Source organism: Candidatus Sodalis sp. SoCistrobi (assembly GCF_900143145.1).
Classification (GTDB): domain Bacteria; phylum Pseudomonadota; class Gammaproteobacteria; order Enterobacterales; family Enterobacteriaceae; genus SoCistrobi.
The window spans coordinates 1-15,109 of the sequence record NZ_FRDB01000052.1 but is presented as its reverse complement, the minus strand read 5'-3'; the positions used below and the strand labels follow the sequence as shown (position 1 = coordinate 15,109).

The following is a 15,109-nucleotide window of genomic DNA, read 5'->3' as shown; positions in this document are numbered from 1 at the left end:
CGGCGACTCCTACGATAATGCGATGGCAGAGAGTATCAACGGGTTGTACAAAACGGAGGTTATCCACCGCGGGAGCTGGAAAAACCGGACGGAAGTGGAGTTGGCCACGCTGGACTGGGTGGACTGGTACAACAACAGAAGGCTGCTCGGGCGGCTGGGTTACATCCCTCCTACTGAAGCCGAAATGAACTATTACGCTTTGCAATTAGCATCAGAGGAAGCGGCGTAGTATTGCCAAAATTACTCTCTAATAAACTCGGGGTTATTCAGTCAGTCATAGAGACCTCCACTTTTAAAGTATAGACTCTAATTTATCCGGGGTGATTCAATTTGGAATGGGGCGCGCGCTTTGTCGCCGTCGGCAGCGATTTGGGGGTGTTTCGCAGCGCGACCCAGTCCCTGTGCGACAAATTTAAAGGCTGAAAGCGGTTATATGCTAAAGGCTGAGCACTGAGAGCACTTAAGGCTCAGGGCTCAGGGCTGAACACTTGAGGCCCAAGGCTAATGGCCCAAGGCCCAAGGCCCAAGGCTAATGGCTAAACGTTAACGCTGAAGGCTGAACATTTAAGGTTAAACGCCAGACGCCGCGCCGGCTGGCGCTAATAACACGAATCAAGAGGATATCACGATGAAGATTGGATTTATTGGCCTGGGGATCATGGGGAAACCCATGAGTAAAAATCTGCTGAAGGCGGGTTACGCATTGGTCGTGCTGGATCGCAACACCGACGCGGTAGAAGAGGTGGTTGCCGCCGGCGCCGAACGTGCGTCGTCGCCGAAAGCCGTGGCCGAGCAGTGCGAGGTGATCATCACCATGCTGCCCAATTCTCCCCATGTCAAAGAGGTGGTGTTGGGTGAGAACGGCGTAATCGACGGGGCTAAAGCCGGCAGCGTGGTCATCGATATGAGTTCCATTGCGCCGCTGGCCAGCCGTGAAATCGCCGCGGCGCTGGCGGAAAAACACATCCAGATGCTGGACGCGCCGGTAAGCGGCGGCGAGCCGAAAGCCATCGACGGCACGCTGTCGGTGATGGTGGGCGGCGATAAAGGCATCTTCGATCGTCATGCCGCGATGCTTGAGTCGATGGCCGGCTCCGTGGTGCATATCGGTGACATCGGCGCCGGCAACGTCACCAAACTGGCGAATCAGGTGATCGTGGCGCTCAATATCGCCGCCATGTCGGAAGCCTTGGTGCTTGCCACCAAGGCCGGCGTGGATCCAGAGCTGGTCTTTAAAGCGATCCGCGGTGGCCTGGCGGGGAGCACCGTGCTGGACGCCAAAGCGCCGATGGTATTGGATCGCAATTTCAAACCCGGTTTCCGTATCGATCTGCATATTAAGGATTTGGCCAATGCGCTGGATACCTCCCACGGCGTGGGCGCGCAGCTGCCGCTGACCGCCGCGGTCATGGAAATGATGCAGGCGCTAAAACAAGACGATTTGGGTAGCGCAGACCATAGCGCACTGGCCTGCTATTATGAAAAACTGGCTCATGTTGTCGTAAAGCGCCAGTAACGGCCTCGGGCGCCGGCCGGGCGCTCTTTCACCCGGCGGAATGCCGACGTCGTCGGCTTCAGCTCTCAACAGGCGTAGCGGGTAGTTTATGAAAATAGTCATCGCTCCGGATTCATACAAAGAGAGTTTATCGGCGTTGGAAGTCGCGACGCAGATCGAAAAAGGATTTCGTGAGGTGTTTCCCGACGCCGATTACGTCAAGTTGCCGGTGGCGGACGGCGGCGAAGGCACCGTGGAGGCCATGGTAGCGGCCACCGGCGGCGAGATTATCCGCGTGCAGGTCACGGGGCCGCTCGGTAAGCCTGTGGCGGCGTTCTTCGGCTTGTCCGGCGATCGCGCCAGCGCGTTTATTGAAATGGCCGCCGCCAGCGGGCTGGAGTTGGTGCGCAGCGACGATCGCAATCCGTTACTGACCACCTCGTTCGGTACCGGTGAACTCATCCGCTGCGCGCTGGACCACGGCGTCAAGCACTGCATCATCGGTATCGGCGGCAGCGCCACCAACGACGGCGGCGCCGGTATGGTGCAGGCGCTGGGCGCCCGCCTGCTGGATGACAACGGCGACCCTATCGGCTTTGGCGGCGGTCAATTGGCCAAATTGGCCCGCATCGACATCAGCGGACTGGATGCGCGTATTCGCGGCTGCCGGTTTGAGGTCGCCTGCGATGTCAGCAATCCGCTGACCGGTGACGAGGGCGCTTCGGCGATCTTCGGCCCGCAAAAGGGGGCGACGCCGGCAATGATCCGCGAATTGGATGTGGCGTTGAAGCATTACGCTGACATCATTAAGCGCGATCTTGACCAGGATGTCGATCGCGTGTCCGGCGCCGGTGCCGCCGGAGGAATGGGCGCCGGCCTGCAGGCGTTTTGCGGTGCCGAGTTGCGTCAGGGTATCGAAATTGTCACCGAGGCGCTGGGACTGGAGCAATTGGTGAAAGATGCGTCGCTGGTGATTACCGGCGAAGGCCGCATCGACAGCCAGACGCTACAGGGTAAGGTGCCGATCGGCGTGGCGCGGGTGGCGAAACGGTACCAGAAGCCGGTAATCGGCATCGCCGGGAGTTTGACCGCCGATGTGGGCGTGGTGCATCAGCACGGGCTGGACGCGGTGTTTAGCGTGCTGTATAGCATTTGTACGCTGGAGCAGGCGCTGGAAAACGCCGGCGAAAATGTGCGCATGACGGCGCGCAATATCGCGGCGACGGTGAAACTCGGCCAGACGCTGCGCTAACGGCTAACGCCCGCCCTGCGCCCGCTCGTCGTTCGACCGAACGCGGCAGTGTGGCACGCTACTCTCACCTTGCTCGTTATGGCTTGCGGCGCCGGGCGCGCTCGTCGTTCGACCGAACGCGGCAGTGTGGCACGTTACTCTCACCTTGCTCGTTATGGCTTGCAGCGCCGGGCCCGCTCGTCGTTCATTTAGACGCGGGCAGGGTTGCACGCTAATCCCACGTTGGCCGCTAAGCCAGGCGCGGGCGGCGATGCGCACATTCTCAATCTCATCGAGCATTTCCAACCACTCCGGCTCCAATGCTGCCACCTCCACGCCGCTGCGCAGCTGTTGCTCAATGTTGGCGCACAACCGCCGCAGCCGCGGCACGCCGCTATAACTGCAACTGCCGTGCAGTTTATGGATTAGGCTGCCGATATGCTCGTCGTGGGCGCCGCTCGCCACCGCTTCTACACGCTGTTTAATCTCGGGCAGAAATTCCAGCAGCATACCCAGCATTTCCCGCGCCAAATCCGGCTTATCCGCCGCCTGGCGCAGCGCCAACTGCCAATCGAGCGAGACATCCTGATTGCCGGAAGGCACCGGCGGCGGACGGACGTCGCTTGGCCCCTCGCGCGGCGGCGCCAGCGACGCAGGATCGTGGATGCCGTAACGCGACAGCAGCCGGCGCAGCATCGCTTCGTCGATAGGTTTGGCCAAACAATCCACCATACCGGCGTCCAGCAGCCGCTGGCGCTCATCGCTAATAGTATGGGCGGTAACCGCCACAATCGGCGTATGGGCATGCAGCTGCAATTGGCGAATCAGCTCCGCGGCGCGCAGACCATCGATTTCCGGCATCTGGATATCCATCAAAATAATATCCAGCGGTTTTTTTTGGGCGTAGGCGATGGCCTCGGCGGCGCTGTTACACAGGATGGTCTGCTCCACCTGCTCTTGCAGCAACGCGCCGATCAGTTTGAGATTGGCGGGATTATCATCTACCGCCATGACGGTCAGCGGCAGGCAGGGCGTGCCGGCCTCGGGCTCGCCGCTTGGCCGCAGCGCGGGAGGCGATTGCAGCAGCGCAAGCAGGCGCTGTCCGGACACCGGCTTGGTCAGACAGGCGTCCGCGCCCATTTGTTTCAGCAGCTCCGCTTCCACCATCCAGGCGCCCGGCAGCGCCAGGATAATACAACGGGCATGGCCACTGGCCTGCAGCAGCTCATAGCGCATTTCCGGCAGCGACAACGTCGCGGTAATCGGTTTGCCGATAAGCAGGATATCCACCTGCGCATCCCCCAGCGCGTTAAGGTCCGGGTAGTGACTGACCTCAAGGGGCGTGTCCGCCAGCAGTTCAAGGGTGGCCTGCGCCGATGCGCTATTACTCTCGATAAGCGCCAGCTGCTTATGCATCAGCGCATCGTAGCGGTGGGGATCGACCCAGGCGTGACAATTGATTTGCAAAGGAATATGGAACCAGAAAGTGGACCCCCGCCCGATGCGGCTGCGAAAATTGATTTCCCCGCCCATTTCGCGCACCAGTTTTTGCGTAATCACCAGCCCCAGACCGGTACCGCCGTGCCGACGGGTAATACTGGCGTCGGCCTGGCGGAAAGCCTGGAACAGCTGCGATTGCTGGCGCTCGGCGATACCGATGCCGGTATCGCGGATCTGTACGTTGATCTCCACCCGCTCCCGCTCATGGCCCTGGCGGCCGACGCGGATGATGATATGCCCTTGCTCGGTGAATTTAATGGCGTTGCCGATGAGGTTGGTCATGACTTGCTGCAGCCGCAGCGGATCGCCGATGACATATTCCGGCACCTCGCGCTGCACCTGTAAAATCAGCTCCAGTCCCTTTTCATGGGCGGTATGGGCCAAGAGGATCACCACCTCATCGAGAATGGCGCGCAGCGCGAAAGGGATGGTTTCCAGCATCAGTTTGCCGGCTTCCAGCTTGGAGAAGTCTAGTACATCGTTAATGATGCTGAGCAAGTGATTACCTGAGCGCTCAATGGTTTGCAGATAATCGCGCTGGGTAGGTGAGAGCGGTGTTTTCAATGTCTGACGAGTGAAGCCGATGACGCCATTCAGCGGCGTGCGCAGCTCGTGAGACATATTCGCCAGGAACTCTGATTTGATGCGCACCGCCTCCTGGGCGCGTTTTTTCGCCAGATCCAGTTCGACGTTCTGGATTTCCATCTGCTCCAGGGTTTCGCGCAAATCCGACGTGGCCTGATCGATATTTTGCTGTAGCTCTTCGTGGTAGGCGCTGAGCGACATCGCCATGGCGTTGATGCCGTTTTTCAGCATATCCAGCTCGCCGAGCATGTAGCCTTCCACCCGGCTGTCCAATTGGCCACGGCGGATACGGTCAACGGTGTTGACCATGTTGCGGATAGGGCCGGTGACATCGCGCATCAGACGGTAGGCGAACAACCCGGCGCAGCAAAGACACAGGAGCAGCAACAGCGTGGAAACGAACGCCTCTTTATATTGTTGCAGCCGTACCGCGTCCATATCCAGTTCGATGGCGATATAGCCGAGCGGTTTTATCGCGTCGCTGGCCGCGCCATAGGCGCGCTCGCCGTCCGGCAGGCTGTCCTCGCGCACGATGGGGGTAAGCATGATAAGCGATGAGCCGGTGCGGAGCAGGGTCAACCCTTCGGGCATCGGCGCGCCGTCCGGCAATTTCAGTCGCGCCATGTTTTGTTGATAATTGGAGGTAACGAACAGCGTATTGTTAGCGTCGAACAACGAAATGGAACGTACAATATCGGAGTGGTGGCGATGCAGCAGATTGACCAGATGGCGCACCGATTCACGGTTGTGAAACGTCATGCCGTATTCGCTGGACAGCGCCAGCGGCTCGATAATGCTGGCGCCGGCGTCGACCAACTGATGCTGCAATTCGTTGTAGCGGTGGACGACAAAAAACGCGCTGAACAGTAAGCCAATGAAAAGCGTCGGAGCCAGGATCAGTATCATCATCCGCGCGCGCAAGCTGTATTTGGTCATAGCGGTCCAATATGGGAGAATAGCGTCAGGCTCATATCGCAAAGGCATTTCCGGCAATCTATGGCGCAATTCTACTCTGCAAACCGTCGCGTGGCGACCCGTGAGAGGGTCACGGTCTCTTGTGACCAACTGGATGCGTTCGGCCAGGGGTTGGCGCGCCACCGCGGCAAGGTGATGTTTATCCCCGGGCTGCTGCCGGGCGAGCAGGCCGAAGTGCGTCTGACCGAGGATAAGCGCCAATACAGCCGCGGCGAAGTGATCCACCGCCTGAACGACGCCCCTGAGCGGGTCACGCCCCGCTGTCCGCACTATGGCGTGTGCGGCGGCTGCCAGCAGCAGCATATCAGCCAGGCGCTGCAGCAGCGCACCAAGGCCGCGGCGCTGGCGCAGCTGTTGGCGCGCGAACAGCCCGGCGCGGTGCCAGATGTGGCGCAAATCGGTTCTAGCGCCTATGGTTACCGGCGGCGCACGCGCCTGGGGCTGGTCTATCGCCCGAAAGGCCGCCAACTCAGCATGGGTTATCGACAGGCAAAGTCGAGTGAATTATGAATTAGTAGATATTCACGCCTGCCCGATTTTGCGGCCGGTGCTGGAACAGCTGATCGCCCCTTTGCGCGCTTGTTTGGAAGGGTTGCGGGCCGTGGCGCATTTGGGGCACGTTGAACTGGCGGCGGCGGATAACGGTCCACTGGTGGTGCTGCGCCACCTGCAGCCGCTGGGGGAAGAGGACCGCCGCCGGCTGCTGGACTTTGCTGCGGCGCAACAGGTCAGCGTCTGGCTGGCGCCTGACGGTGAGCGGTTGGACTGTTTAAGCGGCGAGCCGCCGTATTACCGGATAGCGGCATTGACGTTGCGTTTCAGCCCACGCGACTTCATCCAGATCAATGACGAAGTCAACCAGCAAATGGTGGCCCAGGCGCTGGACTGGCTGGCGCCGACGCCCGGCGATCGGGTACTGGATCTGTTTTGCGGCATGGGCAATTTCACTCTGCCGCTGGCACGTTCAAGCGGGCAGGTGACGGGCGTGGAAGGGGTTGCGGCGTTAGTAGCGAATGGGCAATATAATGCGCAGAGTAATTCACTAAGTAACGTGACTTTTTTTCACGAAAATCTTGAACAGGATGTGATGCGACAGCCGTGGGCCGTGGGCGGATTTGATAAGATATTGCTCGATCCGGCCAGAGCGGGTGCGGCCGGCGTGATGCCTCTGTTGGCGGCGTGGGCGCCGCAGCGCATTGTCTATGTTTCTTGCAATCCGGCGACGCTTGCGCGGGATAGCAAAATTTTATTGGCGGCAGGCTACACCCTGGCACGCCTGGTGATGCTGGATATGTTTCCGCATAGCGGCCATCTTGAATCGATGGCGTTATTTATCAAGCGTTCCGGCATCTCTGCAAGATAGGGATTGGGTATGGTTGCGGTAAGAAGTGCACATTTGAATCCGGCGGGCGAATTTGCCGTGGACGACTGGGTGGCCAGTCTGGGCCTCGCCAATCCGCAATCAAGTGAACGGCTGGCCGACACCTGGCGCTACTGCGAGCAGCGGTGCAAGGACCATCCGGACGCCCCCCTGCTGCTGTGGCGCGGCATCGAAATGGTGGAAATCTTGTCCATGCTCAGCATGGACAACGACAGCCTGTGCGCGGCGCTGCTGTTTCCGCTCGCCGATGCCGGCGTGGTGGAAGAGACGGTGCTGGAGGCGGAATTCGGCAAGAGCATCGTCGAACTGGTGCACGGCGTGCGCGATATGGACGCCATCCGCCAACTGAAGGCGACGCATAACGATTCGATGGCGCCGGAGCAGGTGGATAACGTGCGCCGCATGCTGCTGGCGATCGTCGAGGATTTCCGCTGCGTGGTCATCAAGCTCGCCGAGCGTATCGCCCACCTGCGCGAACTGAAGGATGCGCCGGAAGACGAGCGGGTGCTGGCGGCGAAAGAAAGCACCAATATCTATGCGCCGCTCGCCAACCGTCTCGGCATCGGTCAGTTGAAATGGGAGCTGGAGGATTTTTGTTTCCGTTACCTGCATCCCGATGAGTACAAGCGTATCGCCAAGCTGCTGCATGAGCGGCGAATCGACCGCGAACAGTATATTGAGGATTTTGTCGCCTCCTTGCGCAAAGCCATGCAGGAGGAAGGTCTAAAGGCCGATATCTACGGCCGGCCGAAGCACATCTACAGCATCTGGCGCAAAATGCAGAAAAAGACGCTGGAATTCGACGAACTGTTCGATGTGCGCGCGGTGCGGGTGGTGGTGGAGCGTTTGCAGGACTGCTATGCCGCGCTCGGCATTGTGCATACGCACTTTCGCCACTTGCCGGACGAGTTCGACGATTACGTCGCCAACCCGAAACCCAACGGCTACCAGTCAATCCATACCGTGGTGCTGGGCCCGCGCGGCAAAACGCTGGAAATCCAGATTCGTACGCGCCAGATGCATGAAGATGCCGAGCTGGGCGTGGCCGCGCACTGGAAGTATAAAGAGGGCGGCACCGCCCTTACCGGCGGTCGCTCCGGCTACGAGCAGCGTATCGCCTGGCTGCGCAAGCTGCTGGCCTGGCAGGAAGAGATGGCGGACTCCGGCGAAATGCTCGACGAAGTGCGCAGCCAGGTATTCGACGATCGCGTGTATGTGTTTACGCCGAAAGGGGACGTGGTGGATCTGCCGGCCGGATCCACGCCGCTAGATTTCGCCTACCATATCCACAGCGACGTCGGCCACCGCTGTATCGGCGCCAAAATCAGCGGCCGCATCGTGCCGTTCACCTATCAGTTGCGCATGGGCGATCAGGTCGAAATCATCACCCAGAAACACCCGAACCCCAGCCGCGACTGGCTGAATCCCAACTTGGGTTACGTCACCACCAGCCGCGGGCGCTCCAAAATCCATAACTGGTTCCGCAAGCAAGACCGGGACAAGAACATTGCCGCCGGGCGTCAACTGCTGGAAGACGAACTGGAGCATCTGGGCATCAGCGTGCGCGAGGCGGAAAAACTGCTGCTGCCGCGTTACAACGTCAATACGCTCGATGAATTGCTGGCGTCCATCGGCGGCGGCGACGTGCGCATCAATCAGATGGTCAATTATCTGCAGGGTAAGCTGAACAAGCCCAGCGCCGAAGAGGAAGACAAACAGGCGCTGCGCCAGCTGACGCAGAAAACCCCGCCGGTACCGCGCAACCGCGATAACGGCCGGGTGGTCGTCGAGGGCGTCGGTAACCTGATGCATCATATCGCCCGCTGCTGCCAGCCGATCCCGGGGGACGATATCACCGGTTTTATCACTCAGGGGCGCGGCATCTCCATTCATCGCGCCGATTGCGAACAATTGGCGGACTTGCAGGCCAATGCGCCGGAGCGCATCGTTGACGCGGTGTGGGGAGAGAGTTACTCCAGCGGCTATTCGCTGGTAGTGAGAGTCACCGCCAACGATCGCAGCGGCTTGCTGCGCGATATCACCACGATTTTGGCCAACGAGAAGGTCAACGTGCTGGGCGTCGCCAGCCGCAGCGATGTGAAAAAACAGTTGGCCACCATCGATATGGATATCGAAATCTACAACCAGCAGGTGCTGGGACGGGTGTTGTCGAAACTTAACCAACTGCCGGACGTCATCGACGCACGCCGGCTGCACGGAAATTGACGCGTCAAAGGGCGTTTTATGTCTGAACCACATGCCGCTACGGCGCTGCATCGGCTGTTGGCCATGATGACCCGTTTGCGCGATCCGCAAACGGGCTGTCCCTGGGATAGCAGCCAAACCCTGGATTCCATTGCACCCTGGAGGAAACCTACGAGGTGCTCGACGCCATCGCGCGGCGCGACTATGGCGACCTGCGCGCCGAGCTGGGCGATCTGCTGTTTCAAGTGGTGTTTTACGCCGAGCTGGCGCGTGAGGAGGGGCGATTTGATTTTGCCGCGGTCTGCGATGCCATCAGCGACAAACTTGAGCGCCGGCACCCGCACCTGTTCGGTGATGCGCCGGGCGCGCCGTCGGACCATCGCGAGCAGTGGGAACGGCTGAAAGCGCAGGAGCGGGCGGAAAAGTCCCGCCTGTCGCCGCTGGACGATATTCCCGCCACTCTGCCGGCGCTGATGAAAGCGCAAAAAATCCAGCAGCGCTGCGCGGCGGTGGGCTTCGACTGGTCGACATTGGCGCCGGTGTTGGCGAAAGTGCACGAAGAGATCGATGAAGTGATGCATGAGGCGCGCCAGCCGCAGGTCGATGCGGACAAGCTGGCGGAGGAAGTGGGGGATCTGCTGTTTGCTACGGTGAATTTGTCGCGCCATCTGGGTCAGACGGCGGAAATCGCCCTGCAGCAGGCCAACCGCAAATTCGAGCGCCGCTTCCGCCAGGTGGAGGCGATTGTCGGCGCGCAGGGGCTTGACCTGAGGCAGGCCAGCCTGCAGCAAATGGAGGCCGCCTGGGAAGAGGTGAAGCGCCGGGAGAAGGCGCAATAGCGCGCTACGTTGTCGGCCGAGAGACGCGGACGCGGCAAAGAGCGGCGCGCAGGCGTCAGGTAAAGCGCCGAAAGAGGGCGCTGTAGTTCGCTACGTTGTGGCTGAGAGACGGGGCGCCGCGGCAAAGAGCGGCGCGCAGGCGGCAGGGGAAGCGCCGAAAGAAGGCGCTGTAGCGTGCTACGTTGTGGCTGAGAGACGGGGCGCCGCGGCAAAGCGCGGCGCGCAGGCGCAGGTAAAGCGCTGAAAGAGGGCGCAACGGCCCGGTGCGCCGCCGGCTGTAAAGGTGAGGCCGCGTCAGCCGAGGATGCTCGGGCGTCTGGTAAGGCGTTTGCGCTAAGGGCGCAAGTATCGCCATTAAAAGTTAATTTTATTCTATAGTATTGATTTTTTTGCTGTATTTTGACCTTGTTGCGGCGCGCCAGGCGATACGGAAGGCCAGCAGGCGTGTGCTGTGAACCAAAACGAATATTTGTGGCGCAATGCGGCTTCAGGTATACTGTTTTCCCGTCTTGGTTATTCCGTCTTTACACCTAATTTCTCAGGTTCAGCATGACAACAAACTATATTTTTGTAACCGGCGGGGTCGTCTCCTCCTTGGGTAAAGGCATTGCCGCAGCCTCCCTGGCGGCTATTCTCGAAGCCCGGGGCCTTAACGTTACCATCATGAAGCTGGACCCCTATATCAATGTGGATCCGGGTACCATGAGCCCTATCCAGCACGGCGAGGTTTTTGTAACCGAAGACGGCGCCGAAACGGATCTGGACTTGGGGCATTATGAGCGCTTCATTCGTACCAAAATGTCGCGTCGCAATAACTTCACCACCGGCCGCATTTACTCCGACGTGTTGCGCAAAGAGCGCCGCGGCGACTATCTGGGCGCCACCATTCAGGTCATTCCTCATATCACCAACGCCATCAAGGAACGCATTATTGAAGGCGGCGAGGGGCATGATGTGGTGCTGGTGGAAATCGGCGGTACCGTCGGGGATATTGAATCGCTGCCGTTTTTGGAAGCCATCCGCCAGATGGCGGTGGAAGTCGGGCGCGAGCATACCCTCTACATGCATTTAACCCTGGTGCCGTACATGGCGGCGTCCGGGGAAGTAAAAACCAAACCCACCCAGCACTCGGTGAAAGAGCTGCTCTCCATTGGTATTCAGCCCGACGTGCTGATTTGCCGCTCCGATCGCTCGGTGCCCAATAACGAGCGGGCGAAAATTGCTTTATTCTGCAACGTGCCGGAAAAGGCGGTGATTTCGCTAAAAGACGTTGATTCAATTTATAAAATTCCGGCGCTCTTGAAATCGCAGGGGCTGGACGATTATATTTGTAAACGATTCAGCTTGAACTGTCCCGAAGCGGATCTGTCTGAGTGGGAGCAGGTGATTTATCAGCAGGCGAATCCGGTCGGCGAAGTGACTATCGGCATGGTGGGCAAATACATCGCCTTACCGGACGCCTATAAGTCGGTTATCGAGGCCCTGAAACACGCCGGTTTGAAAAATCGTCTGACGGTGAATATCCGTCTGATTGATTCCCAGGATGTCGAAACCCGCGGCGTCGAAATACTGAAAGATTTGGACGCTATCCTTATTCCCGGCGGCTTCGGCTATCGCGGCGTGGAGGGTAAAATCCTCACCGCGCAGTACGCGCGTGAGCAGAAGATCCCCTATTTGGGTATTTGTCTGGGGATGCAGGTGGCGTTAATCGAATTCGCCCGCCACGTGGCGGGGATGCAGGATGCCAACTCCACCGAATTTGTGCCAGACTGTAAATATCCGGTGGTGGCGCTTATCACCGAATGGCGCGATGAAGACGGCAATGTGGAAATGCGCAGCGAGCAGAGCGATCTGGGCGGCACCATGCGCCTCGGCAGCCAGCCCTGCCATTTGGCGGACGATAGCCTGGCGCGCTCGCTGTACGGCGAGGCCACCATTTTGGAACGCCACCGTCATCGCTATGAAGTCAACAACATGCTGTTGAAACACCTCGAGTCCGCCGGCCTGCGCGTTGCCGGCTGGTCGGGAGATAATAAGCTGGTAGAAATCATCGAATACCCGGATCATCCGTGGTTTGTCGCCAGCCAGTTCCACCCGGAGTTCACCTCGACGCCGCGCGATGGTCATCCGTTATTCGCGGGCTTCGTGAAAGCCGCGGGCGACTATCAAAAACGGGCGCAGAAATAAAAACAGGGGGCGGCCAGAGCGCGAGCGGCGCCGGCAGCCCGTCAGGAATTGTGTTTTAACTTGTACTGAGGAAATACGAATGTCCAAAATTGTAAAAGTCATTGGCCGTGAAATCATCGACTCCCGCGGAAATCCGACCGTAGAAGCAGAAGTACATCTGGAGGGTGGTTTCGTTGGTCTGGCTGCCGCGCCGTCGGGCGCCTCAACCGGCTCGCGCGAAGCGCTGGAGCTGCGCGACGGCGACAAATCCCGTTACCTGGGCAAAGGCGTCACCAAAGCGGTTGACGCGGTGAACGGTCCTATCGCTCAGGCCCTGACCGGTAAAGACGCCAAAGATCAGGCCGCGCTGGATAAAACCATGATCGACCTGGACGGCACCGAAAACAAATCCAAATTCGGCGCCAACGCCATTCTGGCCGTGTCCCTGGCCGCCGCCAAAGCAGCCGCTGCCTCCAAAGGCATGCCGCTGTATGAGCATATCGCCGAGCTGAACGGTACCGCGGGTAAATTCTCCATGCCGCTGCCGATGATGAACATCATCAACGGCGGTGAACACGCCGACAACAACGTCGACATTCAGGAATTCATGATCCAGCCGGTCGGCGCGAAAAGCATCAAAGAAGCGGTGCGTATGGGTTCCGAAGTGTTCCATAACCTGGCGAAAGTGCTGAAAAGCAAAGGTATGAGCACTGCCGTGGGCGACGAGGGCGGCTATGCGCCGAACCTGGAATCCAACGCCGCGGCGCTGGCCGCTATCAAGGAAGCGGTGGAGAAAGCCGGTTATGTGCTGGGTAAAGACATCACCCTGGCCATGGACTGCGCGGCCTCTGAATTCTTTGAAGAAGCCACCGGTAACTATAACCTGAAAGGCGAAGGCAAGACTTTCACCTCCCAGGAATTCACCCATTACCTGGAAGATCTGACCAAACAGTATCCGATCGTGTCCATTGAAGATGGCCTGAACGAATCTGACTGGGACGGTTTCGCTTACCAGACCAAAGTACTGGGCGACAAAATCCAGTTGGTGGGCGACGATTTGTTCGTCACCAATACCAAGATCCTGAAAGAAGGTATCGACAAAGGTATTGCCAACTCTATCCTTATCAAATTTAACCAGATCGGTTCGCTGACCGAAACGCTGGCGGCCATCAAGATGGCGAAAGATGCGGGTTATACCACCATCATTTCCCACCGCTCCGGCGAAACCGAAGACGCGACCATCGCCGACCTGGCGGTAGGTACCGCGGCTGGCCAGATCAAAACCGGTTCCATGAGCCGTTCCGATCGCGTGGCGAAATACAACCAGCTGATTCGTATCGAAGAAGCGCTGGGCGACCGCGCGCCGTTCAACGGTCTGCGTGAAGTGAAAGGCCAGGCGTAACGCCGGCACTCAGTCCTGCTCCGCGGCCTTTGGGCCCCTGAGCAGTGCCTGAAAGCGTTCAGGCCCGCTTCGGCGGGGTTTATATAAAGAATAAGAAATTGAAATAAAAGGATTTATTTCAATAGTCATCCACAAGTCGTCCACATCGAACACCCAAAGCCTCGGTTTCCGGGGCTTTTATTTTGGCGCAAAAAAGCCAGCGCTGAGGCTGGCCGGAAAAATGGGTGCTCGCAGATCTTCACTCAAACAACAACCAACGGGCGGGGGCAAGCCCCGCCGCTGGGTTGCCTTACCTCACAGATTCGTAAGCCATTATGGCCGCAACCTCCGTTTCGCCCTTTCTGATATGGATTTCACAGAGTGATTTCCGGGTTATCCAGGTAAACACCAGTAAGGTGATACAGATAACCACCAGAGCGGTGATAGCGAGTTTTTGCGGCATTATGGCCTCCTTATCTTGCCTTTCGGCGTGGAAGAGGCTATCTTTATGTTGCTGATGCATAAGAGTGGCCTCGGGTTGATTAACATCGATTCGGGGCCTTTCTCTTTCTGCCTTTTGCCGAGGCTCAGGACAGAAAGATCCAGAGCACCCGCGCGAAGTGTAACAGTAATCCTCTTCTCTGCAAATTCTTACCCGCCCACGAAATCACCACGTAAAGTCTCATTCCGCAGGTTACGCCTGTCGATTTCGTCACGTGACGGATGGCTCTGCCGAGACGCTGCCAGCCCAATCAGTTGTGAAAAAAATTGAAAAGCCCTCTCCGCCACCTGTTCGCCTGCAAGCCGCGCCACGCCTGGGTTTTCTGTAAAAGTCTGCCTGGCCTTTTCAGCGCTGATTTTATGCTGTTCGCCACGTAATCCATGATTTTTCCTTTGACTTCAAAGGGATGTGCTTTACGTGGGGCATCTCTCCTGCGTCAAAAACTGAAAAAAACTGAAATTCTTTTCACACTTTACAATTTCGTCTATCGCCCAAAAGCCCAGGCACCGCGCGGGCTGGCGGGGTGATTTGTGGGTAGGTCATTTTGAAAAAATTTTACGATGCAAAGTGTGCAGGCGGGTGCGGTGTAGCGCCGTTTCCGTGGGGGATGCGTGTATTTCGTGGCGATGACGCGGCCCTGGCGCGCCGTGGCTGAACGGAGTGGAATGCGTGGCGTTTGGGATGGCTTGAGGCAAAGAGAGGCTTAGCGGGGCGCTCAGGCGCTGTGAGCGGCAGCCACAAAAAAGCCCGCGTGATGCGGGCAGGGGTGTGCGGGGAGATCAGCCGATAACGGGCGCGTACCGGCGGCGTAAGGCGTCAGACTGTGCTCCGGTTGCCGCTATCTCTCCG

General features: G+C 58.7%; 8 protein-coding genes and 3 pseudogenes. 9 read left to right on the top strand and 2 right to left on the bottom strand.

Annotation, left to right across the window (positions count from 1 at the left end; genetic code table 11):
- From CINSTRO3249_RS05525 to CINSTRO3249_RS05515, 4 genes and pseudogenes are all read left to right on the top strand, one after another.
- A partial coding sequence (locus CINSTRO3249_RS05525; RefSeq protein WP_143146879.1) for an integrase core domain-containing protein occupies positions 1-229 on the top strand: 229 nt, incomplete at its 5' end.
- A 101-nt stretch (positions 230-330) separates the two neighbouring features.
- Positions 331-423, top strand: a pseudogene (locus tag CINSTRO3249_RS16440) (2-dehydro-3-deoxyglucarate aldolase); the annotation flags it as partial.
- 199 nt (positions 424-622) lie between these two features.
- A complete protein-coding gene (garR, locus tag CINSTRO3249_RS05520) occupies positions 623-1,516 on the top strand; it encodes a 2-hydroxy-3-oxopropionate reductase (protein WP_074012517.1) in 894 nt (297 codons plus the stop codon).
- Between the two features lie 88 nt (positions 1,517-1,604).
- Positions 1,605-2,747 carry a glycerate kinase gene (locus tag CINSTRO3249_RS05515; protein ID WP_074012516.1) on the top strand — a complete coding sequence of 381 codons (1,143 nt, stop codon included), beginning with the start codon at positions 1,605-1,607 and terminating at the stop codon, positions 2,745-2,747.
- Positions 2,748-2,750: 3 nt separating this feature from the next.
- On the opposite strand, the gene barA is transcribed toward CINSTRO3249_RS05515, so the two are convergent.
- The gene (gene barA, locus CINSTRO3249_RS05510; RefSeq protein ID WP_254304298.1) at positions 2,751-5,747 is read right to left on the bottom strand and encodes a two-component sensor histidine kinase BarA; all 2,997 of its coding nucleotides are present in this window, start codon (positions 5,745-5,747) and stop codon (positions 2,751-2,753) included.
- Between the two features lie 60 nt (positions 5,748-5,807).
- On the opposite strand from barA, the pseudogene rlmD reads away from it, so the two are divergent.
- The 5 genes and pseudogenes from rlmD to eno all read left to right on the top strand — a co-directional run bounded on the left by rlmD (position 5,808) and on the right by eno (position 13,779).
- A pseudogene (gene rlmD, locus CINSTRO3249_RS05505) lies at positions 5,808-7,149 on the top strand (23S rRNA (uracil(1939)-C(5))-methyltransferase RlmD).
- Between the two features lie 9 nt (positions 7,150-7,158).
- On the top strand, positions 7,159-9,393 hold the full coding sequence (gene relA / locus CINSTRO3249_RS05500; RefSeq protein WP_074012515.1) for a GTP diphosphokinase: 2,235 nt from the start codon (positions 7,159-7,161) through the stop codon (positions 9,391-9,393).
- 18 nt (positions 9,394-9,411) lie between these two features.
- Positions 9,412-10,211: pseudogene (mazG, locus tag CINSTRO3249_RS05495) on the top strand (nucleoside triphosphate pyrophosphohydrolase).
- Between the two features lie 549 nt (positions 10,212-10,760).
- On the top strand, positions 10,761-12,398 hold the full coding sequence (gene pyrG / locus CINSTRO3249_RS05490; RefSeq protein ID WP_074012514.1) for a glutamine hydrolyzing CTP synthase: 1,638 nt from the start codon (positions 10,761-10,763) through the stop codon (positions 12,396-12,398).
- 79 nt (positions 12,399-12,477) lie between these two features.
- The gene (eno, locus tag CINSTRO3249_RS05485; RefSeq protein WP_074012513.1) at positions 12,478-13,779 is read left to right on the top strand and encodes a phosphopyruvate hydratase; all 1,302 of its coding nucleotides are present in this window, start codon (positions 12,478-12,480) and stop codon (positions 13,777-13,779) included.
- A gap of 289 nt (positions 13,780-14,068) precedes the next feature.
- Here eno and CINSTRO3249_RS05480 read toward each other — a convergent pair whose 3' ends face one another.
- On the bottom strand, positions 14,069-14,221 hold the full coding sequence (locus CINSTRO3249_RS05480) for a type I toxin-antitoxin system Hok family toxin (protein ID WP_143146888.1): 153 nt from the start codon (positions 14,219-14,221) through the stop codon (positions 14,069-14,071).
- Positions 14,222-15,109: the final 888 nt, after the last annotated feature.